This window comes from Streptomyces sp. NPDC104307, assembly GCF_055584045.1.
Genome location: NZ_JBVJMU010000005.1, coordinates 374,388 through 397,951 on the forward strand (window position 1 = coordinate 374,388; position 23,564 = coordinate 397,951).

The following is a 23,564-nucleotide window of genomic DNA, read 5'->3' on the forward strand; positions in this document are numbered from 1 at the left end:
ATCCGCTGTTCAGCTGTGGTTCCCGGACCCCGGTCGACGACAGCACGCAGGAGGTAGCGCATGTGTGGCATCACCGGCTGGGTCTCCTTCGAACGCGACCTGCACAGTGAGTCCGCGACCGTGGACGCGATGACGGAGACGATGTCCTGCCGCGGCCCCGACGACCGCGGCAGCTGGATCAACGGTCCGGCCGCCCTCGGGCATCGCCGGCTGGCCATCATCGACCTGCCCGGCGGGCGCCAGCCGATGACGGCCGACACTCCGCAGGGCACCGTCGCCCTCGTCTACTCCGGGGAGACGTACAACTTCACCGAGCTGCGCCGCGAACTGGCGGGCCGAGGGCACCGGTTCACCACGAACTCCGACACAGAGGTCGTGCTGCGCGGTTATCTGGAGTGGGGCGAGGCGGTCGCCGAGCGCCTCAACGGCATGTACGCGTTCGCCCTGTGGGACGGCCGCCACGACAAGCTCGTCATGATCCGCGACCGGATGGGCATCAAGCCCTTCTACTACTACGAGACCGCGGACGGCGTCCTGTTCGGCTCCGAACCCAAGGCGATCCTGGCCAACCCGCTGGCCCGCGCCCGCGTCGGTCTCGACGGGCTGCGCGAGCTCTTCGCCTTCGTCAAGACACCCGGCCACGCCGTGTGGGAGGGGATGCACGAGGTCGAGCCGGGCACCGTCGTCACCGTTGACCGCAACGGACTGCGCCGACACGTCTACTGGCAGCTGGAGACCCGGCCGCACACCGACGGCAAGGACGAGTCCATCGCCCATGTGCGCTCGCTCCTCGACGACATCGTCCGACGCCAGATGGTCTCGGACGTGCCGCGCTGCACCCTGCTCTCCGGCGGCCTCGACTCCTCCGCCATGACGGCGATAGCCGCCCGCCAACTGGCCGAGAGCGGCGAGACGGTGCGCAGCTTCGCGGTCGACTTCGTCGGGCAGGCGGACAACTTCGTCGCCGACGAACTGCGCGCCACCCCGGACACGCCGTACGTGCACGACGTCGCACGGTCATCGGGCACCGATCACCGGGACATCGTGCTGGACTCGCACGCGCTGGCCGACCCGGAGGTGCGGGCCCAGGTGATCAGGGCCCGGGACATCCCGATGGGCTTCGGAGACATGGACGCCTCGCTGTACCTCCTGTTCCGGTCCATCCGCGAGCACTCGACCGTCGCGCTCTCGGGGGAGTCGGCCGACGAGGTCTTCGGCGGGTATCTGCAGTTCTTCGACGAGGAGGCGCGGCGCGCCGACACCTTCCCGTGGCTGGTGCGCTTCGCCCAGCACTTCGGGGACGACTCCGATGTGCTGAGGTCCGACCTGACGGCGGCCCTCGACATTCCCTCGTACATCCAGGACAGCTACGCCACGGCGGTCGCGGGAATCCAGCGGCTGGCGGGCGAGAGCGACTTCGAGTTCAGGATGCGCAAGATCTGTCATCTGCACCTGACCCGCTTCGTGCGCGTCCTGCTCGACCGGAAGGACCGGGCGAGCATGGCGGTCGGGCTCGAAGTGCGTGTGCCCTTCTGCGACCACCGCCTCGTCGAGTACGTCTACAACACGCCCTGGTCGCTGAAGTCCTTCGACGGCAGGGAGAAGTCCCTGCTGCGCGAGGCCACGGCGGACGTGCTGCCGAAGTCGGTCTACGACCGGGTCAAGAGCCCCTATCCCTCCACCCAGGACCCCAAGTACGCACTCGCATTGCAGGAACACGCCAAGGACCTGCTGGCGCGGCCCTCGCATCCGGTATTCGACCTCGTCGACCACGACCGGGTCACGCGCGCGGCACGGCACGACGCACCGCAGATCACCCAGGCGTCCCGGCGCGGTCTGGAACGCACCCTGGACCTGGCGCTGTGGCTCGACCTCTACAAGCCGGACATCTCGCTCTCCTGAGCGGCGGCGAGCGGCCGGGGACCGGCCTGATCCCTTCCTGCTCGTGCCGGGATCGAAGCCTGCCCCCCGCCACGAGTGCTCGGAGAACAACTGGGTGGACGATGACCCGGTGCCGCCGGGGTCGTTCCGCGCAGCGTCCGAAGCGTTTCCGCTCTGCCGGGGGGCGGGCACCTTGGGCCGGCGCTTGCCGGAATCCTTGGGGAACTCCCTGTCGAAAACGAACGGACCGCCAATGGCGGTCCGTTCGCGAGATGGTCACTCCGTCGACCGGCGGCGCAGGGTGGCGCGACGTGGAGGTTGACTAAGCATCAATGTCCATGCTGTGGCGGTGCGTGTGGGTGTGCGTCATCCGCCGACGCAGTCGGGGCACAGTCCCCGGTACGTCACCTCGGCCTCGGAGACGGTGAAGCCGAACCGTTCGGAGTCCGGCAGCCCGGCCAGCGGGTCGGCGTCGGGGTGGACGTCCCGGATGGTGCCGCACGCGGAGCACACCAGATGCTGGTGCGGGTGGTGGGCGTTCGGGTCGTAGCGCCTGGCACGACCGTCGGTGCCCACCTCGATCACCTCGCCGAGCGCCACCAGCTCACCGAGGGTGTTGTAGACGGTGGCGCGGGAGATCTCCGGCAGCCGTGCGACGGCGCGCACGAGCACCTCGTCGGCCGTGAAGTGGACGTGCTCGCCCGCGAGGACCTCTGCGACCACCCGGCGCTGAGCGGTCATGCGCCAGCCGCGTTCACGGAGTCGTGTCAGCAGGTCACTCATGCCCACCAGCCTCACTGTGCGTTGTCCGGCGAATGATTCGCGCAGACCCGTCTGTCGTATTGACTTGGACTAGGTCCATCGTAGGATCGGTTCCGGCTGACAGCCAAGGGTCAGGTCAACAGCAGGGGAAAGTGCGTGGCTTCAGGAGACGGGTGCGCTCACGCCGGCATCCGGACCGTGACCGCCTCCAGCGGGAGGCGATCGCCTTCGGGGCGCCCGTACGCGCGCGCCGCCGCGCCCGCCCCGCGAGCCCGTCACCGCCTGGGCCGCCACACTCAGTGCCACCACGCTCAGAGCCATCACACCCGGATCCATCGCCACCCTCGGTTCCACCACCCTCAGTTCCAAAGCAACGTGATCCGCCCCGTCCGGAAGGATTTCCATGACTGAGAACCACGACGCGATCGTCACCGACCCGAAGACCGAGGAGGTCTCCGGCTGCCCGGTCGCGCACGGTCGCGCGCCGCACCCGACCCAGGGCGGCGGAAACCGCCAGTGGTGGCCGGAGCGGCTCAACCTGAAGATCCTCGCCAAGAACCCCGCCGTGGCGAACCCCCTCGGTGAGGACTTCGACTACGCCGAGGGCTTCAAGAGCCTCGACCTCCCGGCCGTGAAGCGGGACATCGCCGAGGTGCTCACCACCTCGCAGGACTGGTGGCCCGCCGACTTCGGCAACTACGGCCCCTTCATGATCCGGATGGCCTGGCACAGCGCGGGTACCTACCGCATCAGCGACGGACGCGGCGGCGCCGGCGCCGGCCAGCAGCGGTTCGCCCCGCTCAACAGCTGGCCGGACAACGCGAGCCTCGACAAGGCCCGCCGGCTGCTGTGGCCGGTCAAGAAGAAGTACGGCAAGAACCTCTCCTGGGCCGACCTCATCGTGCTCACCGGGAACGTCGCCCTGGAGTCGATGGGCTTCAAGACCTTCGGCTTCGGCGGCGGCCGCGCGGATGTGTGGGAGCCCGACGAGGACGTCTACTGGGGCCCCGAGACCACCTGGCTCGGTGACGAGCGCTACACCGGCGACCGGGAGCTGGAGAACCCGCTCGGCGCGGTCCAGATGGGCCTCATCTACGTCAACCCCGAAGGCCCGAACGGCACCCCGGACCCGATCGCCGCGGCCCGCGACATCCGCGAGACGTTCCGCCGGATGGCGATGAACGACGAGGAGACGGTCGCCCTGATCGCGGGCGGCCACACCTTCGGCAAGACCCACGGCGCGGGCCCGGCGGACAACGTCGGCCCCGACCCCGAGGCCGCCCCGCTCGAACAGCAGGGTCTCGGCTGGCAGAGCACGTACGGCACCGGCAAGGGCGCCGACGCGATCACCAGCGGGCTGGAGGGCATCTGGACGGACACCCCGACCGCCTGGGACAACAGCTTCTTCGACATCCTCTTCGGGTACGAGTGGGAGCTGTTCAAGAGCCCTGCGGGCGCCCACCAGTGGCGGCCCAAAGACGGCGGCGGCGCGGGTACCGTCCCCGACGCGTTCGACGCCTCGAAGACCCACGCGCCCACCATGCTGACGACCGACCTCTCGCTCCGCTACGACCCGGCGTACGAGGAGATCTCGCGGCGCTTCCACCAGAACCCGGACGCGTTCGCGGACGCCTTCGCCCGCGCCTGGTTCAAGCTGACCCACCGCGACATGGGCCCGATCGTGCGCTACCTCGGCCCCGAGGTCCCTGCAGAGACGCTGGTGTGGCAGGACCCGCTCCCCGAGCAGACGTACGAGACCGTCGACGCCTCGGACGTCGCCTCGCTCAAGGCGCAGATCCTCGACTCCGGCCTGAAGGTGTCGGAGCTCGTCTCCGCCGCGTGGGCGGCAGCCTCCTCCTTCCGCGGCAGCGACAAGCGCGGCGGCGCCAACGGCGCACGCATCCGGCTGGAGCCGCAGAACGGCTGGGCGGTCAACGAGCCGGACCAGCTGGCGTTGGTGCTTCGTCTCCTGGAGAGCGTCCAGGAGACCTTCAACTCCGCGCAGTCCGGCGGCAAGCAGGTCTCGCTCGCCGACCTCCTCGTGATCGCGGGCGCCGCGGGCGTCGAGAAGGCGGCCAAGGACGCCGGCTTCGACATCGAGGTCCCCGTCACCCCGGGCCGCGTCGACGCGACGCAGGAGCAGACCGACGTGGAGTCCTTCGTCGAGCTGGAGCCGGCCGCCGACGGGTTCCGCAACTACCTCGGCAAGGGCAACCGGCTGCCGGCCGAGTACCTGCTGCTCGACCGGGCGAACCTGCTCACCCTGACCGCCCCCGAGCTGACGGTCCTCGTCGGCGGGCTGCGGGTGCTCGGCGCCAACTACCAGCAGTCCTCGCTCGGTGTCCTCACCGAGACCCCCGGGGTGCTGACCAACGACTTCTTCGTCAACCTGCTCGACCTGGGGACGACGTGGAAGTCGACGTCAGAGGACGCCACCACCTTCGAGGGCCGCGACGCCTCCGGCAAGGTGAAGTGGACCGGCAGCCGCGCCGACCTGGTCTTCGGGTCCAACTCGGAGCTGCGCGCGGTCGCGGAGGTCTACGCGAGCGATGACGCGAAGGAGAAGTTCGTGAAGGACTTCGTCGCCGCGTGGGACAAGGTCATGAACCTGGACCGGTTCGACCTCGTCTGATCACGGGGACGGGCCGTCGCGGCAGGGGAACCCCTTGCCGCGACGGCCCGTCCCCGTCGGGTGCGTCAGGCCGTGGCCACCGCGAAGACGTGGATCACTCCGCCTTCCGTGGTGGACGGCAGGGTCACGCTCGCGAGCTGCTTGCCCGCCTGGAGCGCGATCGGGGCGGTGGCGAAGATCTCGGTGCCCACCGGGTCCGTACCGCCGCCCTGGACGTCGCGGTACTCGGTGTGCACCGCGACGGTGTTGCCGAACGACGGCTTCTCCGCGCCGCCGCCCAGCGTCCAGTCGCTGAAGCCGACCTCCGCCTGCTGCGTGCTGCCGTCGGTGTACGTCAGCGTCGCCTGCCCGGAGGCCGAGCCCTCGGCCGCGCTGCCCAGCAGGCTGAGCTTCGTGTCACCGGAGTCCGAGGGAACGTTCAGCACCTGCGGTTCGGTGCCGGCCACCTCGATGTTGTCAGGGTCGCCCGCCGCCACCTCCGGCCAGCCGAAGTCGAAGCCGCCGGAGGAGACCGTTCCGCCCGGTGCCGCGCCCGCCGCGGCGAGTGCCTTGGCCGAGTAGCTCCAGCCCTCACCGTCGAAGTTGGCCTGCGGGTTGTCGTCGTCCGTCGAGATGGCCGTGCTGTTGCGGTTCCACAGCATGCCGTTCTTCTCGGCCACGGTCACGGAGGCCGAGGTCTTCGGGAGCTCCTCGCCGGTGGACGACTTCAGCGTCACCGGGACCGTGTAGTGGCCCTCCGCCGTGTCCGCGGCGGCCGACACCTTGAGCACGGCGCTCACCGAACCGCGTGCCGGGACGGTGAAATCACCCTCCGCCGGAGTCACCGTGACACCGGCCGGAGCCTTCGCCGTCCAGTGGACCGTGGTGGCCTTCGTCTCGATGCTCTGCACCTTGACGGTGGTCTCCGCGCTGCCGGAGCCCGGCTCGATCTTCAGCTGCTCGGGAGTGGCGCCGGTGAAGTACTTCAGGCCACCGCCGGGGAAGGACGGCGGGACGTCGGCCTTCGCCGCACCCCAGGAGGTGTCCGCCGTGGTGCCGAGGGTGTAGTCCAGCCTGCCGCCGTGCGTGACGAGTGAGGCGGGCACCCAGGGCTTCGTGGAGGTGCGGCCGTTGACCTTCAGACCGTGGATGTAGGTGTGGTCCGCAGAGGCGGCGGGTGCGTCGACCGTGATCGTCTTTCCGTGCCCGGTGTGCACCACGGCGTGCGGGAACAGCGGCGCGGTCAGGGTCAGATCGGCCCGGCTGGGGTTCTGCGGGTACATGCCGAGCGCGGAGAAGACGTACCAGGACGACATCGTCCCCGCGTCGTCGTTGCCGGGGATGCCACCCGGGGTGGTGGTCCAGAGCTGGTCCAGCTCCGCGCGGACCGTCTCCTGCGTCTTGTACGGGGTGCCCAGGTAGTCGTACAGATAAGGGGCGTTGATGTCCGGCTCGTTGGTCGCGTCGTAGCGCGTGTCGTCCTTCGCCGAGAAGTCGAACGTGCCGTCCGGTGTGCGGAAGAAGGCATCCAGCCGCTTCACCGCCTGGTCGTCACCGCCCATCGCGCCGGCGAGGCCCGCCACGTCCGAGTACACCATCCAGGTGTAGCGCGCGCTGGATCCCTCGACGAAACCGCTCCCGGTGCCGGGCGTGAAGGTGCCCGCCCAGGTGCCGTCGGCCTTCCGGTCGCGGATGTAGCCGCCCTGCGGGGTGGCGTTGGCGTCGAAGACGTTCGTCCAGTTCCCCGAACGGTCCAGGAACCTCTTCGCGTCGGCGGTCCGGCCGGTCTGGCGGGACAGCTCGGACAGCCCGTAGTCGGCCGCCGCGTCCTCCAGCGTTTCGGCCGCGCCGCCCCAGCAGTGGCAGTTGTCCGCCGGTACGTATCCGAGCTCCAGGTACTTGTCGAGCGCGGGCCGCTGGCCCACGCACTCGACGTTGCAGCCGGAGCTGTCCGAGTCGTTCGCGGTGGGCACCGTCGCCGCCTTGACCAGCGATTTCAGCGCGCCCTTGACGTCGAAGTCATGGCCGCCGAAGGCGTAGATCCCGGCGAGAGCCGCGTCGGAGGGATCGCCCGACATCACACTCGTCTTGCCGTTCTCCAGCAGCCAGCGGTCCCACTCGCCGCCGCGCTGGCCCGCGTAGTTGTAGAGCGACTGCGCGTAGTCGCTGCCCGCCTTCGGGTTGAGCAGTGTCATGAGCTGTACCTGCGCGCGGTACTGGTCCCAGCCGGAGAAGGTCCCGTACTGGGCCTTCTGGCCCTTGGCGATCCGGTGCGGCTTGCGGTCGGCGCCGAGGTAGCGGCCGTCCACGTCGCTGGTGAGGGTGGGCTCCAGCATGGAGTGGTAGAGCGCGGTGTAGAAGGTGGAGCGCTGGGCGTCGGTGCCGCCGCCCACCTCGACCGACTTCAGCGTCCTGTTCCAGACGCCGGCCGCCCGGTGCCTGATGGAGTCGAAGCTGTCGTGGGGGCCGTTCTCCGCACGGAGGTTGGCCTCGGCGTTCTGCGGGCTGACGTAGGAGACGGCGACCTTGGCCCCGGCCTCCGTCGTGCCGTCGGCGAAGGTGACGTACGCGCCGGAGCCCTTGCCCTCCACGGCGTTGCCGGACGAGCTGTACCCCGTACCGCCGGATGCCCCGGTGGAGCCGGGCTCGACCGTGCCGTCGGTCCACGTGCCGGTCTTCGCGAACGCCTTGTCGAAGTGGGCGGTGAAGTAGAGCGTGTAGAGGTCCTTGCGGTTGTTCGCGCTCTGCGGACCACAGAAGTTGCCCGCGGTGACGGAGCCCGTCACGGTCCGGGCCGCCTTGTCGATCTTCACAGTGGCACCGGTGCTGCCGCTCTCCGAGTTCGACGTCCGGAAGAGCATGCTCGCCGGCTTGTCCGCCGGGAAGCCGAACTTCCCGGAGCCGGTCCGGGCGGTGGTCGTGAGCGCCGCGGACGCGCCGCTCGCCAGGCCGACCTTGTAGTAGCCGGGAGTGGCGGTCTCGTCGGTGTGCGAGAAGCCGCTGGCGTACTTCGCGTCGGTGGTGTCCGCGCTGGGCGAGGAGTCCACGTCACCCACGTACGGCATGATCGGGATGTCGCCGTTGGCGCCCGAGCATCCGACGCCGTTGAGATGGGTGAGGCTGAAGCCGCGGATCTTCGTCGCGTCGTACTGGTAGCCGCCGGGAGCGGGGGTCGAGACCTGCTTGCCCTTCGAGTTCTGCGGGCTCCAGGCCAGCATGCCGAACGGCTGCACCGCGCCCGGATAGGTGTTGCCCGCGTTCGATGTGCCGATCAGCGGATCGACGTACGAGACGGGGTTCTTGACGGTGCTGTGGGGGGAGGCCGCCGATGCGGGGGAGGCCGTGGTGGCTATTCCCAGCGCGGCCATGGCGGCGACGGCGACGGAACTGATGACTCTGAGCCCGGCGTGGGTCCGGTGGTTGTGCGTGTCTGACACCGTTCCTGCCCTTCGTGTATGACGAACGGTCAACGCGCCGGGAGCGGTACGCCGTGACCACTCCGCGACGGCGTCGCTCCCGACAACGTTGTCAACGACGTGAGGATGCTCCTCCTGCCGCTCCGGGGTGTCAAGGAAAGGCTTGGGGAACGACGGAGGGCGTGCCGCTTGTGAACAGCGGCACGCCCCTGGGCCCGATGCCCGATGGACTACAGGTCGAACTCGGCCGGAGCGATGCCGGCCGAGAAACAGGCCTCGCGGACCACGGCGCGTTCGGTGGCGTCGAAGTTGCCGTCGGCGCCGCCGATGACGATGCCGATCTGGATGACCGCGCGGGCCTCTGTGGGCTTCTTGCCGACCTTGCCGATGGTCTGGAGGAGGCTGACCTTCCCGAAGTCGAAGTCCGAGATCAACTGCTGGCAGTAGTCGTTGAACCGGCGCTGAAGATCCTCCGCGGGGAAGTTCCGCAGTACTTCGTTCCCCGCGATCAGGGAGGCCACCCGCTGCCGCTCCGCGGGGTCGATGGAGCCGTCCGCCGCGGCCACGAGGGCGCACATGGCCATGCTCGCGTCGCGGAAGGCCCCGCTCTTGAGTTCGTTCTTCTTGGCGTTGAGCTGCGTCTGCATCGTCGACGCCGATTCCTTGACGCGGTCCCACAGTGCCATTCGAAATACTCCAGGTCGGTCGAAGTGGTGAGTGCCGGCAGGTGCGCGAGGGCGCGTCTTCCGGCGGGAGGGTGCTACAGGTGCGCGGCGACGGCCGGCATCAGGTCCTGGAAGGTGCGCCCCTGTGCCGCGGTGCCGATGGCGGTCATCTGCCACCCCGTTCCGGACCGCTGGACCTTGGCCATGATCTGCGCGGTGTGGCGCCCGCCGCCGGTCAGTGTGTAGCGGGCCAGTTCCTGTCCGGTGGTCTCGTCGACCAGTCGGCAGAAGGCGTTGTCGACCTCCTCGAAGGTCTGGCCGGTGAACGAGTTCACGGTGAAGACGATCTGGTCGACGTGGGCCGGGACGCGCTGCAGGTCGACGACGATCGACTCGTCGTCACCGCCCTCGCCCGCGCCGCCGACCCGGTTGTCGCCGTTGTGCCGGACCGAGCCGTCGTCGCTGGTCAGGTGCTGGAAGAAGACGACGTCCTGCGGGGCCGCGCCCGCGAAGAGGACGGCGGAGGCGTCGAGGTCGATCTCACGGGCGGTCAGCCGGGCGAGGAACCCCCTGCGCGGTGCGGACTTCCAGCCCAGACCCATGCGCACGACGGTGAGTTCACCGCCGCCTGTCTTGGTGAGGCTGATCTGCTGGCCCTTGGTCAGGTTGACGGTCATGGCTCCACTCTCGGCAGGGGGCGGCGGTTCGACGGTGACCCGGAGCGGGTCAGAGGCTGACTCCGAAGTCGGCGACGATCCCGCTGAGCCCGGCGGCGTAGCCCTGTCCGACGGCGCGGAACTTCCACTCGTCGCCGTTGCGGTACAGCTCGCCGAAGACCATGGCCGTCTCCGTGGAGGCGTCCTCGCTGAGGTCGTAGCGGGCGATCTCGGCCCCGCCCGCCTGGTTGACCACGCGGATGTAGGCGTTGCGGACCTGGCCGAAGCTCTGGCCGCGTCCCTCCGCGTCGTGGATCGAGACGGGGAACACGATCTTGGCGACCTCGGCCGGTACGCCCGCGAGGTCGACCTTGACGATCTCGTCGTCGCCCTCGCCCTCGCCGGTGAGGTTGTCACCGGTGTGCTCGACCGAACCGTCGGGGCTCTTCAGGTTGTTGTAGAAGACGAACTGCTCGTTCGAAGGAACCTTCCCGGACTCGTCGCACAGCAGGGCGCTGGCGTCCAGGTCGTAGTCCGTGCCGGTGGTCGTACGGACGTCCCAGCCGAGACCGACGAGGACCGCGGTCAGTCCGGGGGCCTCCTTGGTCAGCGAGACGTTTCCGCCCTTGGCGAGGCTCACTCCCATGGTTCTCTCCTCTGTTCATCGCGCCGCGCATCGTTGCGACCGCGCGTGATCGCACGGACGCCGAGTACCGGCAGCTGAAATCTACAGCACTGTAGAGTTGGCGTCCGGAGTGTCGCCCCCGGTCTCCGCCGGGCTCACGGGACGTCCGCGCGGCTGGGTAGGATGCCCCGGCGTCCGGCAGTTGAACGAGTGGCCGGGCAGTCGTGCGAAAGGGGCCGCGTCGTGGGCGGAGAGAAGGACGGCGGGCCGCCGGAGCCTCGGGCCCGCAGGCGTGGCCAGGGCGAGTTGGAGACCCAGGTGCTGACCGTGCTGGGCGGAGCGAGCGAACCCGTCACCGCGGCGTGGGTGCAGGAGCGCCTCGACGGCGGGCTGTCGTACAGCACCGTCATCACCATCCTGACCCGGCTGCTCGACAAGCAGGCGGTCACCCGTACGGGTTCGGGCCGCCCCGTGCTGTGGCAGTCGACCGCGAACGGGGCCGGCCTCACCGCGTTCCGCATGCGCCGGCTCCTCGATCAGCGGGACGACCGCGACGCGGTGCTGTCCAGTTTCGTCTCCGCGCTGTCGCCGGACGACGAGGAACTGCTGCGGTCGCTGCTCGGTGAGAGCGGCTCCGGCCCGGCCGCGGACGAGTCGGAGAGTTGACCGATGGGTGTCTTCGTCTGTCTGCCCCTGGTCCTGCCTCTCACCGCGCTGCCCATCGCGCGCCTCGCCGAGCAGCACCTGCACCCGCGAAGTGCCGCCCGGCTGCTCGCGACCATTGCCGTGATCCTGGCGTCGTGCAGCACTGTCTGCCTCGGTCTGCTGGCCGTGGTCGGCACGGCCCAGCTGCCCGGCAACCCGCTCCCCGACGGCTGGTCCGACGACGAGGTCAGGAAGGCCATTCCGCACGACAGGTTCGTCGGCAAGACGGCGATCGCCGCGCTCATGGCGGTGGCCGCGGGCTGCTCGTCCGTCCTGTGGCGCCACTACCGTTTCCGCTCCCGGGCGCACCGCACGCTGGCCGGACTGCCGACGACGGCCGAGGTCGCCGTACTGCCCGACGGTGTGCCGTACGCCTACGCACTGCCCGGCTCGCCCGGCCGGATCATGGTCTCCTCCGCGATGCTCGACTGCCTGACGGAGGCCGAGCGACGGGCGCTCCTCGCCCATGAACGGGCCCATCTCGCCGGCCGGCACCACCGGCTTCTGCTGGCCGTTCAGCTGGCCGGCTGCGCGAACCCGCTGCTGCGCCCGCTGCGCGCGGCCATCACCTACAGCACGGAGCGCTGGGCCGACGAGGAGGCGGCGGTCACCACCGGGGACCGGCGGCTCACCGCCCGTACGGTCGGCAAGGCGGCGATCATCTCGCACCGGGCCGCCACCGAGACCGTCGCGGCCTTTGCCTCGGCCGGCCCCGTCCCCCGGCGGGTCGCCGCGCTGCTGGGGCCGGTCCCGCCGGAGCAGGGCTGGCCTCCGATCCACACCCCGACCGGGATCGCCGCGTTCGTCGCGGCGGTGGGCACGGCCCTCTCCACCGGGTCCTCGCTGAACGCGGCCTTCGCGCTCTTCGTCGCGCTGGAAGCGGCGACGCCGCTGTAGGGCCCGGCTGGGCGACCCGGTTCACAGGACCCGGCGGAATCCCGGTATTCGGCGCAGCACCTGGGCGGCCGCGAAGCTGACCGGTACCGCGCAGGCCGTGACGAGTGCGAACGCGCCGAGCGCCGGAAGCCCATGGCCCGCCACGGCGAACTGGAGGGCCACCACGATCGGTACGTGGATCACGTACACCGCGAAGGAGCCGGCCGCCAGGGACCGGCTGAACCGGGTGTTCCACCGCGCCTTCTTCCGGAAGAGGACCAGCAGCCCGGTGCACAGGGCGACGCAGAGCAGGCTGTCGAACGCGGACCACAGCAGCGAGGCCCCGTTCGCGCCGCCCGCTCCGAAGAACGGGGCGTCGGCGCCCACGGCGAACAGCAGGACGGCACCGGCGAGTCCGGTCCACAGCCAGACCCACCCCGTCCGGGCGGGAAGCCGGTTGAGCCAGTCGCCGCGCCGGGCGAGTATCCCGAGGACGAAGAAGGCGGCGTACTGCGGCACCCGGGCCGGCTCGACCTGGAGGAAGTCGAGGAACGGCACCCAGGTGTCGAGGGGATACCGCACCCGGACGGCGAACGTCGCGCCCGTGAGCACCACGGTGAGGGCGAGGAGCGCGAGGTGTCCGGGCACCCGGCGCGGCGGGAGGGCGCCAGGGGCGGTGGCGGGGGAGCGGCGGAAGGGGCGGGCCACCAGGCGGCAGAGCGCGTACAACAGGCTGTAGGCCAGCAGGTTCTGGATGAACCAGAGGTGCCCGAACTGCAGGTCGGGCCAGGACGGTCCGCTCCAGTCCCCGGGCCGCTCGCCCAGCCCCAGGTACACATCGGCGAAGTACCGGGGGAAGGAGATGTCCGGATAGCCGCGGTAGTGCACGTAGTAGGCGTACATCAGCGCCGGTACGAGGGTCAGCGCGCCGGCCAGCACCGGCACACCGAGCCGGAGCAGCCGGCCGCGGACGAACGACCGGCCGCCGCGCCGGGCGTACGAAGCCGGCACGAAGTAGGCCGAGACGAAGAAGAAGAGGCTCATGAAGAACGTGCCGTCGAGCGCGGAGAGCGTGGCCAGGACGCCTGTCCGCGGCCCGCCCTCCACGTACCACCAGTCGGCCGGACCGTAGGCCTGGGCGCAATGGTGCGCCACCACCAGGGTGATCAGGGCGATGCGGAGGGTGTCGAGCCAGTCGAGATGTGGGCCCTTGACGAGGTGAGGAGAGAACGGCGTCGTGCCGCTGTCGGCATCGAGGTGTGTGTTCATCTGTTCACTATGCTCAACACATGTACACCCGGACATCAGGGAAATCCCTGAGAGGGCGTCAGGGTTCCTCCGTCGGCGCGCGGCCGGGGTCTGTCAGGCGGCCGGTCCGGTCTCCCCGGTCGCGTCGCCGAAGAGACCGTGCAGCAGCAACCGCTGGTTGGCGGCGCTGCGTTGGGCCAGCACCTCGGGTGCGAACATCGGCCGGTCGAGGCCCGGCTGCATCACCCGCTCCAGGAGCAGCGGTCCGAGTACGAGGCAGAGGATCTGGAACGGTGCCCAGGTCTGCGCGCCGGGGTCCGACCTGATGCCCTCCGCCGTCGCGAGCCGCTCCAGCTCGCCCCGTGCGCCTCGCAGCAGGCGGGCGAAGAGGTCGGCGCTCGCCTCGCTGTCCTCCAGCAGGACCTGCCGGAGATACCCCCGCAGCACCGGATCGGCGCCGAACAGCCGCGCCGAGACATCCCCGAGCGAGGCCATCAGATCGCCGGACCGCGACTCGATCCCGGCGAGAGCCTCCCCGATCCGGCCCAGTACCTCCTCGTCCACCGCGGCCCGCAGTCCCAGCTTCGAGCCGAAGTGCCGGGTGACGAGCGCGGGCGACAGCCCGGCCGCGGCCGCGACCGCCCGCGTCGAGGTGGCCTCGAAGCCCCGTTCGGCGAACAGCTCCAGCGCACACCGCCGCAGCCGCGCCCGTCCCGTCAGGTCCTCCTGAGCCACGTTTTCCATTCCGGGAGGCTAACCGAGCCGGTGCCCCGACGGCCGGGCGCGCCGGGTCCCTGGGCCCGGAGCACCTTCCGGACGCAGTCAGCGCAGCGACTCGGGCAGCTTCTCCCGGTGGATGACGCCGAGTCGCTGCGTGGCGCGGGTCAGCGCCACGTACAGTTCGCTGGTTCCGTACCGGGCCGGCTCCACGACCAGTACATGGTCGAATTCCAGCCCCTTGGCCTGCCTGGGTTCGAGCAGCACCACCGGGCGGGTCAGATCGGGCTCCGCACCGGCCGTGACCTCGTCGAGCGGGGCCGCGATCTCCGCGTGGAGCGCCGCCGGCGCGATCACCGCGAGACGTCCCTCCTCGGGCGTCAGCTCCGCGACCGCCCGCGCCACCGCGCCCGCCAGATCGTCCCCGGCGTCCCTGATCCACGGCACCTCGCCGGTGGACCGCACGGAGCCGGGCGGTTCGAAGGAAGGGTCCTGCGCCCGTATTACCCGGGCGGCCAGCTCCATGATCTCGGCGGGCGTACGGTAGTTGACCTTGAGTGTGGTGTGCTCGAAGCGGTCACCCACGTACGGCTCCAGGATCTTCTCCCACGAGCCGACGCCCGCTTCCTCCGAGGTCTGGGCGGGGTCGCCGACCAGGGTCATCGCGCGGGTCGGTGAACGGCGCATCAGCAGCCGCCACGCCATGGGCGACAGCTCCTGTGCCTCGTCGACGATGATGTGACCGAACGCCCAGGTCCGGTCGGCGGCGGCGCGCTCCGCCGCGCTGCGGTGGTCGGCCTCCTCCTGCCGCTCCGCCATCCGTTCGGCGTCGATGATGTCGTGCGCGGCGAGCGTCTCGGACTCCTCGTCCTCGAACTCGTACGACTCCGAGCCCCTCGACAGCTCCAGGACGCCCTGCGCGTAAGCGATCCGCTCCTGGCGCTCGGCCTCGGCGGCGGCCCGCCCGGCACTGTCGTCGACCCCCAGGAGCTCCGCCACCTCGTCCAGCAGAGGGACATCGGCGGGGGTCCAGGTGCCTTCGCCGGGCGCGCGCCGGATGGCTTCGGCGTCCTCGTCCGGTACGTACCCGGGCTCGGACAGATAGTCGGTGAGGAACCCCTCCGGGGTGAGGGGCGGCCACAGCTCGTCGACCGCGGCGTGCACCTCCTTGCTGAGGGCGACGTTCCTGCCGAGCTGGGCGACGTCGTCGGGGCCGAGGAAGTTGGGCCCGCCGTGCGGGTCGGCGCCGATGAGCTCGGTGAGCTGCGAGGTGAGGGCGTCGATGACCCGGAAGGCGAAGTGCGGACGGGCCAGGTTGTGGGGCAGCCGGGTGTCGCGGGCCGCCTGCCGGGCCTCGTAGGCGATCTCCCAGTCCAGGACGAGGTCGCCGTCGTCGTGCCGGATGATCATCGGGGCGCCGGGCTCGGGCAGCTGTTGCCGGTCGCGGACGGCGAGGGCGAGCGCCTCCGCCATCGCCGCACCGCCCTTGACGGCGGCGGCGCGGCGGGTCTCTGTGCCGTCGGCGTGCACCCCGGGGAAGAGCTCGGCCTGGGTGGCGAGCAGGACGCCGGTCTCGCCGAGCGCGGGCAGCACCTCGCCGATGTAGCGCAGGAAGGCCGGGTTCGGGCCCACGATCAGGACGGCCCGCTTGGCGAGCAGCTCGCGGTGCTCGTACAGCAGATAGGCCGCTCGGTGCAGCGCCACCGCTGTCTTGCCGGTGCCGGGGCCGCCCTCGACGACCAGGACACCGCGGTGCGGGGCACGGATGATGCGGTCCTGCTCGGCCTGGATGGTCCGCACGATGTCGCCCATGCGGCCGGTGCGGGCGGAGTTCACGGCCGCGAGGAGCACCGCGTCGCCGCTCGGATCCTCGAAGCCGGTGCGCTCCCGGTCCCCGACGTCGAGGATCTCGTCGTGCAGCTCGGTGACGGCGCGGCCCTCTGTGGTGATGTGGCGGCGCCGGCGCAGCCCCATGGTGGTGTGACCGGTGGCGAGGTAGAAGGGGCGGGCCACCGGCGCGCGCCAGTCGATCAGCAGGGGGGTGTGCGCGGTGTCGTCCTCGCGGATCCCGATACGGCCGATGTGGTGGGCCGCGCCGGTGGCGAGGTCGATGCGGCCGAAACACAGCGACCCGTCCACGGAGTTCAGGGCAGCCAGCAGACCCGAGCGTTCTGCGACGAGCACGTCGCGCTCGTGACGGGCCTGCAGTCCGGTACCGACCGGGGTCAGTGCGTCCTGGACGTGCTGGGCGGCGACTCCGCGCAGTGCGTCGACACGGTCGTAGAGCCGGTCGATGAATTCCTGCTCCCCCTGCAATTCGGAGCTTTCCCGAGTTGACAAAATGGCTCCCTGCCGGATATCGTTTTGCTTAGTGGCCCCCCGTGAGGGGCCTTTTCTGTGGGCGCACAGAAACACTCAATATACCTGGGAAAATCCCCGGCCCGCAATCGCGGACCGGGGATTTTTCGACTGTGCTCATGGACTGTGCTGGTCGACGGCGCTCATCGACGGTGCGACCCGCGATGTCCGCGTAGGCCGTGCCGAGGTGACGGTCACTCCGCCGAACCGGGGCTCTTGCGCCGGCCGGCGTTGAAGCGTGCTTTCTTCTGACGGTTACCGCACGTGTTCATATCGCACCATTTGCGGGTGCGGCTCTGGCTGGTGTCGAAGAAGGCAGCCCGGCAGGTGGGCGATGCGCACAGTGCAAGCCTTCCGTCCCGTTCGCCCGAGATGACGCTGATCGCGTCGGCGGCGATCACGCCGAGGGCGTCTTCCACCCGCGAACCCGGGCCGAGCTGCCATCGCCGCTTGCCCCCGGGTGTCAGGACGGCAGCGGCCCGGCCCTGAGTGCTCCGGTCGTTGATGACCTGGACGGCGGACGCGGGGAGAGCGTCGCCGGTCGCGGCCGCCGTCGCCGCGGCGTGAATCGACTCCCTCAGCTCCCGGGCGAGGTCGAGCTGGGCGGTGCCGCAGGACTTCACGGCCAGGCCGTTCACCGCCAGCCAGTCGACGAGCCGGCGCGGCGCGGGAATGCGCTCCACAGGGGTGCCGTGACGCTCCGACAGGGTCCCGGTGAAGCTGGTCGCCAGCACGCTGCCGAGGCGGAAGTCAGGGAACTCAGCTTGCATGGAACCACCTTAGCCGGTTGCGTTCCGGTGTGGCGGCATGTAGAACCGTCTTAGACGGTTCGCGATGGTGTGCAGCCGGTTCCGTGATGGCCTGGAGGTCTCATGCCGCGTCAAACCAGTGACGTTCAAGCGTTTGAAGCCCACGCGACAGAAGCCGAACTCGACGATCTGCGCGCCAGACTGGCCTCGGCGCGCCTGCCCGAGGCCGAGACGGTCCGTGGGACCGCGCCCGGCCCGCACCGATGGGAGCAGGGCGTCCCGCTCGCCGACCTCGTCGGTGTCGTGAACTACTGGCGCACCGGGTACAACTGGCGGCCGTTCGAGGAGCGCCTCAACCGGATCGGTCAGTTCCGCACGACGATCGATGATCTGGGAATCCACTTCCTGCACCGCCGGTCCACGCGGGCGGACGCCACCCCTCTGCTCCTGACGCACGGCTGGCCGGACAGCATCGCCCGGTTCGTCGACGCGGTGGACGAGCTGGCGGATCCAAAGGACGCGGCCGCGCCGGCGTTCCACGTCGTGGTGCCGTCCCTGCCGGGCTTCGGTTACAGCGACAGGCCGGCCACCACTGGTTGGGGAACCGAGAAGATCGCGGCCGCGTGGGTGGAACTGATGGGAAGGCTCGGCTACAGCAGGTTCGTGGCCCACGGCGGCGACTGGGGAGGCAATATCACCACGGTCCTCGGCGGCAGGTTCCCGGCGCACGTTCTCGGCATCCACACCACGTTCGCCGAGGCGCCGCCCGGAATGACCACGGACGGACTGACGGCGACCGAGCGCGAATGGACCGAGGACACCGCCGACTTCTGGCGACACCGCGCGGCATACGCGAAGCAGCAGGCGACCCGTCCGCAGACCATCGGCTATTCGCTCGTCGATTCACCGGTCGGGCTTCTTGCCTGGATCCTCGACAAGTTCGCGGAATGGTCGGATACCGAGGACAGCCCGTTCGAGAAGATTTCCATCGACCGCGTTCTTGACGACGTCACCCTGTACTGGCTGACGCGGACCGGCGCCTCTGCGGCCCGTATCTACTACGAAAGCCACAACTCGCTCGACCCCGGACTTCGGGTCGACGTCCCGTCAGCACTCACCATGTATCCCCGCGACGTAGAGAAATGCCCGCGCCCCTGGGCGCAGGAGCCCGCGCCCCTGGGCGCAGGAGCGGTACCGGAAGATCGTCCGATGGGCGGAGCCGGAAAGCGGGGGACATTTCCCGTCGCTGGAGGTTCCCGGGTATTTCGTCCAGGATCTGCGAGAGGGCCTCGCGGCAGTGCTGGCGGCACACCGGTGAACGCGGCTAAGGGCTGTCCCGCCAGGAATTGCGGGACAGCCCTCAGGTGCCGGGGCTCGATCACCGCCTGATGCGGCTGAGGGTGTTCGCCCGGCAGCTTGCCGGACTTCCGTGAGAGGCGTGAACCGCGAGCCCCGTATGGACCAAAAGGGAGAGCCCTTAGGCTGCCAACCGTCCCCGTCACCGTCCCCGATCCAGGAGCGCGCACGATGTTCGACCCCGCCCAGCAGCACCCGTACCCCGACGCGTTCCAGCCGGACGCAGCGCCTGCCCCGCACGCTCTGCTCGCACCGCTGAGCGGGTTCCTGGGCACCTGGGCCGGGCGGGGCAGTGGTGAGTACCCGACGCTCGCCGAGGAGTTCCGGTACGCGCAGCAGGTGACCTTCAGTCATGACGGGCGGCCCTTCCTCCATTACGAGGCGCGCGCCTGGCTGCTCGACGCGGACGGCGCCCCGTTGCGGCCGTCCGCACGGGAGAGCGGCTGGTGGCGGATGCAGGCGGACGGGCGGGTGGAGGCGCTGATCACTCAGCCCACCGGTGTCGCGGAGATCCTGACGGGCCGTGCGGCCGACGGCGTGGCCGACCTCGCCACCCATCAGGTCGCGCTCGCCCCCACGGCCAAGGAGGTCAGCGCCACCCGCCGTCGCTACACCCTGACGGATGACGGCACGCTCGAATTTGTCCACGACCTCGCGGCGGTCGGCCAGCCGCTCCAGCACCACCTCGCGGCGCGGCTCCGGCGCGAGGGCGGCAGCAGGCCGCACTGATCCGCTCGCCGTGACGGGTCGCCGGCCGTCGTCCCGTCCGTCCGACGGCGCCCCCGCTCATACCCCGGACAGCACGTCCTGCAGCCGGGCCGCGAACGCCCGCGGGTGCGTGGTGTTGCCGTTGTGCCCGCCGGGGAACGGGACGGCCTCCCGGCCGACCAGTCCGGCGAGGCGTTGTGCGCACTGGCCGACGAAGACGGATGGCGCCGTGGTGCTGCCGCTCGCGGGCACGATGCGTACGGGAGTCGCCCGCAGCGCTTCCCGGTCGAGCTCGGCTTCGATGACCGCGGTGAAGTCGCGCTCGATGAAGAAGCCGAAGTTGGCCGCACGGTACGGGGTGAGCGGCATCGGGGTGAGCCCCGGTTCGGTCTCCTGGCACGCCGGGTCGATGCCGAGGACCCGGGCGATCTCGGGGAAGGCCGCTTCCAGACCGCCGTCACGGTGGACATCCTGAAGGTGCGCCAGCTCGGCGGCGTGCCGCTCGCGCTGTCCGGTGGGCAGCAGGGACGGCGTGACCGGGTCGTGTGCCACGAGCACCCCGAGCTGCTCGGGGTGGGCGAGCGCCAGGTGCAGCCCGATGGCGGCGCCCATGCTGCACCCGAGCATCAGGGCGGGCTCATCGGTCAGTTCGGCCAGCAGCCGGTGCACGTCGTCGGCGTGCCGCGCCATGGTGACGCGCTGTCCGGGATCGTCGATCGTGCTGCGGGAGAGGCCCCGGCGGTCGTAGGTGACCACGGTCCAGCGGTCCACGAGCCGGTCGACCAGGTCGGTGCTGCGGTCGGCGTCGCCCTCACCGCTCTGGGAGACGAGCAGCAGGGGACCGGAGCCGCGGGTTTCGTAGTGGAGCGTGGCGCCATCGGTGTCGAGGAACATCAGGATCTCCCGGTCTCAGTGGTGGGCGGCGCCATGAGCGCCGGCCGATACCTCACACCGTAGTGCATCTATTTAGATGCATTGATGAAGATGCATTGGCGGCGCGTGTCGGGTCGCGGGCGTCGTGGCCGCCCAGTGGGAGGGCTTGATGAAATGTCCCGATTGGGTGGTTAGTCGCATACGCCACTAATAATCCACTGAAGCGCTTTTTTTCATAGCCCAAAAGTTATGAATATTGAGCAAATCGCCCTTTTCGGGCTCAGTGGTCAGCATCACCTTCCCGGCCCGGGACGCGGTGCGTCCGGCCTCGGTTCCCTGTTGTGCCAAGAAAGTTGACTTCCCCCGAGAGGTCTGATGCTGGGCATTTCCTTTAATTGATCTTGCGAATCAATTGGGATCAAGAATTCCGGGCTTGTTTCGTCCGGCGTTTTTCGCTTACGGTCACCGTCAATCCGGATGGAACGCCGAATCCTGCCGCCGTCCGGGAACCCGACCCACTCACCTACGGCAGGAGCGGGGGACCCAGGTTTACTGCCGGTCCGGAACCCGGAGCGGCTAGGGGTTAAGTCGACATCACGTGCGGCCGGACATCTCCAGTCCGAACCCGACAGCTCACCTCGCAGGCGGCGGAGAGGAAATACGCCATGCCCATCACGGGTAAGTACCGTCGTTTCAAGTCCACCACCCTGACCCGCGGCTTCATCGCCGTGAGCACGGGCGGAGTCGTTCTCGCGCTCCCCCTGATCGGGGCCGGATCGGCTTCTGCCGCACCGGCGCACCCCGCCGTCGCAGAAAAGTCGGCGTCCTCGACCCCCTTTGCTGCCAAGGGAATTGCGGCCCACCAGGCGGAGTCCACCGTCTATTCCGTGGTCTCCGGCGATTCGCTTTCCAAGATCGCCCGTGGGCATTCCCTCAGTGGTGGCTGGGAGCGGCTCTACCAGGACAACCGGAGTGCGGTCGGTGAAAACCCCGACCTGATTCACCCGGGCCTCAAGCTGACCATCGGCGCCAAGTCCGCCGCCGTAGCGCCGAAGGCGGCTCCCTCCGCCGAGTCGAAGGAAAAGCCCGCCACCGAGGAAAAGCCCGCGTCCGACGCCGCGCAGTCGTCCGACCGGTCCGAGGGGTCCGACCGCGCCGACCGCTCCGAGCGGACGGCCGCGCCGGTCGCGGAGAAGACCACCGAGACCACCGCCACCGAGACCTCGGCCACCGCTCCCGCGCAGGCCGCGACGGCGTACACCGACGACCTCGACGGCTGGATCAAGGAGTCGCTCGCCGTGATGGCCCAGAACGGCATCCCGGGCAGCTACGACGGCATCTACCGCAACGTGATCCGCGAGTCCTCCGGTAACCCGCAGATCGTGAACAACTGGGACTCGAACGCCGTCGCCGGCACGCCCTCCAAGGGTCTCCTCCAGGTGATCCAGCCCACCTTCGACGCCTACCACGTGGCCGGTACGTCGACGGACATCCTCGACCCGGTCGCCAACATCACCGCCGCGTGCAACTACGCCGCGGCCACCTACGGCTCCATCGACAACGTCTTCGGCGCCTACTGACATACCCGGCTCCGCCTTCGGGAGGAACCGGGCGCAGGGGTGGGAAGGAGCCATGCGGCTCCTTCCCACCCCTTTCGCGTGCCGTGCGGCCCCTGCGGACCCGCTCGGGCCGCCTCGCAACCGGGTGCGCGATGGCACTATGAACCTTTCATCCCGCGCGCTACCCTCCGCCGCATGATTTCCACGGTGGTCTGGGGAACCGGCAATGTCGGCCGCGCGGCCATCCGCGCCGTCGAGGCCCATCCGGCCCTGAATCTGGCGCACGTGCTTGTTCACGATCCGGGCAAGGTGGGCCGCGACGCGGGCGACCTCGCCGGGACCGGCCGCGATCTGGGCGTCGCGGCGACCGACGACATCGACGCGGTGCTGGCCACCGCTCCCGGCGCGGTGGTGTACGCGGCCTCCGGGGACATCCGCCCCGACGAGGCGCTCGCCGACATCACCAGGGCGGTCCGGACCGGGGCGGTGGTCGTCACCCCCGCCCTGTACGCCCTCTACGACCAGCGGAGCGCCCCACCCGAGCTGCGTGACCCGGTCCTGGCCGCTGTCGCGGACGGCGGCGGCTCACTGTTCGTCTCCGGCGTCGACCCGGGCTGGGGCAACGACGTGCTGCCCCTGATGATCAGCGGACTCGGCAGCACGGTCGACGCGATCCGCTGCCAGGAGATCTTCGACTACTCCACCTACGACCAGCCCGACGCGGTCCGGGACCTGATCGGCATGGGCCACGCCATGGAGTACGAGCCGCTGATGCTCGCGGCCTCCGTCCCGACGATGGTGTGGGGCGGCCAGCTGCGGCTGATGGCCAGGGCCCTGGGCGTGGAGCTCGACGACATCCGCGAGACGATGGCCCGGCGGCCACTGGAGACGACGGTCACCACCCGGACCATGGGCGAGTTCGCGGCGGGCACCCAGGGCGCGGTGCGGTTCGAGGTGCAGGGCATCGTCGAGGGTGAGCCCCGCATCGTCATCGAGCACATCACCCGCATCCACCCCTCCTGCGCCCCGGACTGGCCGTCGCCGCCCGACGGCGCCGGCGCCCACCGCGTGATCATCGAGGGCCGCCCGCGGATCGAGGTCACCGTCGAGGCCACCGACGAGGACGAGAACCGCTCGGCGGGCGGCAACGCCACCGCGGTCGGCCGGCTGGTGAACGCCATCGACTGGCTGGTGGACGCGGAACCCGGACTCTACGACGCACTCGACGTCCCCCTGCGCCCCGCAGCCGGCAGACTCGGAAGGAAACAGCCATGATCATCGACATCCCCGAGGGCCAGGAGCCGATCGGATACGTGTGGGGCGACATGGTCCCCGGCATCGGGATGGCCGCCGCGAACTTCTCCCTGTCGGTGTACCAGCACACGACGCTCGGCCTGCGGGAGTTCGAGGCCGCCCGGCTGCGGATCGCCCAGATCAACGGGTGCCTGTTCTGCCTGGACTGGCGCACCGAACGGGACGGCGAGAAGGTCGAGGAGGAGTTCGCAGACGCGGTGAACGAGTGGCGCACCGCCGGAGCGTTCGACGACCGGACCCGGCTGGCCGCCGAGTACGCCGAGCGGTACACCCTGGACCATCACGGTCTGGACGAGGAGTTCTGGGCCCGGATGACCGCGCACTACAGCCAGCGCGAGATCGTCGAGCTGAGCATGAGCATCGGCTCCTGGCTGGCGTTCGGCCGGCTCAACCACGTACTGGGTCTCGACGCCGTGTGCGTGCTGCCCGGCCACTGAACCGTGAGCCGGATGCCCCGGGCCCGTGCGTCGCGCCCCTGGCCCGGG

General features: G+C 70.0%; 18 protein-coding genes, 1 pseudogene and 1 riboswitch. Of the genes and pseudogenes, 9 read left to right on the top strand and 10 right to left on the bottom strand.

Going from position 1 to position 23,564, the window contains the following annotated elements; genetic code table 11:
- The first annotated feature begins 60 nt into the window (after window positions 1-60).
- On the top strand, window positions 61-1,902 hold the full coding sequence (asnB, locus tag ACZ601_RS16795) for an asparagine synthase (glutamine-hydrolyzing) (protein ID WP_469538298.1): 1,842 nt from the start codon (window positions 61-63) through the stop codon (window positions 1,900-1,902).
- A 345-nt stretch (window positions 1,903-2,247) separates the two neighbouring features.
- On the opposite strand, the gene ACZ601_RS16800 is transcribed toward asnB, so the two are convergent.
- Entirely contained in the window at window positions 2,248-2,664 is a 417-nt protein-coding gene (locus tag ACZ601_RS16800) for a Fur family transcriptional regulator (RefSeq protein ID WP_469538301.1), read from the bottom strand.
- A 382-nt stretch (window positions 2,665-3,046) separates the two neighbouring features.
- On the opposite strand from ACZ601_RS16800, the gene katG reads away from it, so the two are divergent.
- Window positions 3,047-5,275, top strand: a complete 2,229-nt coding sequence (gene katG, locus ACZ601_RS16805) for a catalase/peroxidase HPI (RefSeq protein ID WP_469538304.1) — start codon at window positions 3,047-3,049, stop codon at window positions 5,273-5,275.
- Window positions 5,276-5,340: 65 nt separating this feature from the next.
- Here katG and ACZ601_RS16810 read toward each other — a convergent pair whose 3' ends face one another.
- The 4 genes from ACZ601_RS16810 to ACZ601_RS16825 all read right to left on the bottom strand — a co-directional run bounded on the left by ACZ601_RS16810 (window position 5,341) and on the right by ACZ601_RS16825 (window position 10,637).
- Window positions 5,341-8,622 carry a GH92 family glycosyl hydrolase gene (locus tag ACZ601_RS16810; protein WP_469538519.1) on the bottom strand — a complete coding sequence of 1,094 codons (3,282 nt, stop codon included), beginning with the start codon at window positions 8,620-8,622 and terminating at the stop codon, window positions 5,341-5,343.
- Between the two features lie 278 nt (window positions 8,623-8,900).
- Window positions 8,901-9,356, bottom strand: a complete 456-nt coding sequence (locus tag ACZ601_RS16815) for a tellurite resistance TerB family protein (RefSeq protein WP_469538307.1) — start codon at window positions 9,354-9,356, stop codon at window positions 8,901-8,903.
- Between the two features lie 74 nt (window positions 9,357-9,430).
- Window positions 9,431-10,012, bottom strand: a complete 582-nt coding sequence (locus tag ACZ601_RS16820) for a TerD family protein (RefSeq protein ID WP_440578409.1) — start codon at window positions 10,010-10,012, stop codon at window positions 9,431-9,433.
- A gap of 49 nt (window positions 10,013-10,061) precedes the next feature.
- Entirely contained in the window at window positions 10,062-10,637 is a 576-nt protein-coding gene (locus ACZ601_RS16825) for a TerD family protein (protein WP_311307190.1), read from the bottom strand.
- 222 nt (window positions 10,638-10,859) lie between these two features.
- On the opposite strand from ACZ601_RS16825, the gene ACZ601_RS16830 reads away from it, so the two are divergent.
- The gene (locus tag ACZ601_RS16830; protein WP_469538310.1) at window positions 10,860-11,282 is read left to right on the top strand and encodes a BlaI/MecI/CopY family transcriptional regulator; all 423 of its coding nucleotides are present in this window, start codon (window positions 10,860-10,862) and stop codon (window positions 11,280-11,282) included.
- A gap of 3 nt (window positions 11,283-11,285) precedes the next feature.
- Window positions 11,286-12,218, top strand: coding sequence for a M56 family metallopeptidase (locus ACZ601_RS16835; protein WP_469538313.1), 933 nt, complete (start codon window positions 11,286-11,288; stop codon window positions 12,216-12,218).
- A gap of 21 nt (window positions 12,219-12,239) precedes the next feature.
- On the opposite strand, the gene ACZ601_RS16840 is transcribed toward ACZ601_RS16835, so the two are convergent.
- From ACZ601_RS16840 to ACZ601_RS16855, 4 genes are all read right to left on the bottom strand, one after another.
- The gene (locus ACZ601_RS16840) at window positions 12,240-13,466 is read right to left on the bottom strand and encodes an acyltransferase family protein (protein ID WP_469538315.1); all 1,227 of its coding nucleotides are present in this window, start codon (window positions 13,464-13,466) and stop codon (window positions 12,240-12,242) included.
- Window positions 13,467-13,559: 93 nt separating this feature from the next.
- Window positions 13,560-14,189 carry a TetR/AcrR family transcriptional regulator gene (locus tag ACZ601_RS16845; protein WP_469538318.1) on the bottom strand — a complete coding sequence of 210 codons (630 nt, stop codon included), beginning with the start codon at window positions 14,187-14,189 and terminating at the stop codon, window positions 13,560-13,562.
- 78 nt (window positions 14,190-14,267) lie between these two features.
- Complete coding sequence (locus ACZ601_RS16850) at window positions 14,268-16,478, bottom strand: HelD family protein (RefSeq protein ID WP_469538522.1); 2,211 nt, start codon at window positions 16,476-16,478, stop codon at window positions 14,268-14,270.
- A 236-nt stretch (window positions 16,479-16,714) separates the two neighbouring features.
- Window positions 16,715-17,290, bottom strand: coding sequence for a CGNR zinc finger domain-containing protein (locus ACZ601_RS16855; protein WP_469538322.1), 576 nt, complete (start codon window positions 17,288-17,290; stop codon window positions 16,715-16,717).
- Window positions 17,291-17,392: 102 nt separating this feature from the next.
- On the opposite strand from ACZ601_RS16855, the pseudogene ACZ601_RS16860 reads away from it, so the two are divergent.
- A pseudogene (locus ACZ601_RS16860) lies at window positions 17,393-18,587 on the top strand (epoxide hydrolase family protein).
- A 209-nt stretch (window positions 18,588-18,796) separates the two neighbouring features.
- Window positions 18,797-19,354 (top strand): nitrobindin family protein, encoded by a 558-nt coding sequence (locus tag ACZ601_RS16865; protein WP_440576457.1) that lies wholly within the window; start codon window positions 18,797-18,799, stop codon window positions 19,352-19,354.
- 57 nt (window positions 19,355-19,411) lie between these two features.
- Here the strand turns inward: ACZ601_RS16865 and ACZ601_RS16870 are convergent, their stop codons facing one another.
- Window positions 19,412-20,227, bottom strand: a complete 816-nt coding sequence (locus ACZ601_RS16870; RefSeq protein WP_469538326.1) for an alpha/beta fold hydrolase — start codon at window positions 20,225-20,227, stop codon at window positions 19,412-19,414.
- Between the two features lie 452 nt (window positions 20,228-20,679).
- Window positions 20,680-20,868: riboswitch (cyclic di-AMP (ydaO/yuaA leader) on the top strand.
- Window positions 20,869-20,871: 3 nt separating this feature from the next.
- On the opposite strand from ACZ601_RS16870, the gene ACZ601_RS16875 reads away from it, so the two are divergent.
- From ACZ601_RS16875 to ACZ601_RS16885, 3 genes are all read left to right on the top strand, one after another.
- Window positions 20,872-21,786 (top strand): LysM peptidoglycan-binding domain-containing protein, encoded by a 915-nt coding sequence (locus ACZ601_RS16875; protein ID WP_469538329.1) that lies wholly within the window; start codon window positions 20,872-20,874, stop codon window positions 21,784-21,786.
- A 174-nt stretch (window positions 21,787-21,960) separates the two neighbouring features.
- Window positions 21,961-23,040 (top strand): NAD(P)H-dependent amine dehydrogenase family protein, encoded by a 1,080-nt coding sequence (locus ACZ601_RS16880; RefSeq protein WP_469538331.1) that lies wholly within the window; start codon window positions 21,961-21,963, stop codon window positions 23,038-23,040.
- Window positions 23,037-23,516: a carboxymuconolactone decarboxylase family protein gene (locus ACZ601_RS16885; protein ID WP_469538333.1), complete on the top strand. Its 480-nt coding sequence runs from the start codon at window positions 23,037-23,039 to the stop codon at window positions 23,514-23,516. Before ACZ601_RS16880 ends, ACZ601_RS16885 begins: the two co-directional genes overlap by 4 nt.
- Window positions 23,517-23,564: the final 48 nt, after the last annotated feature.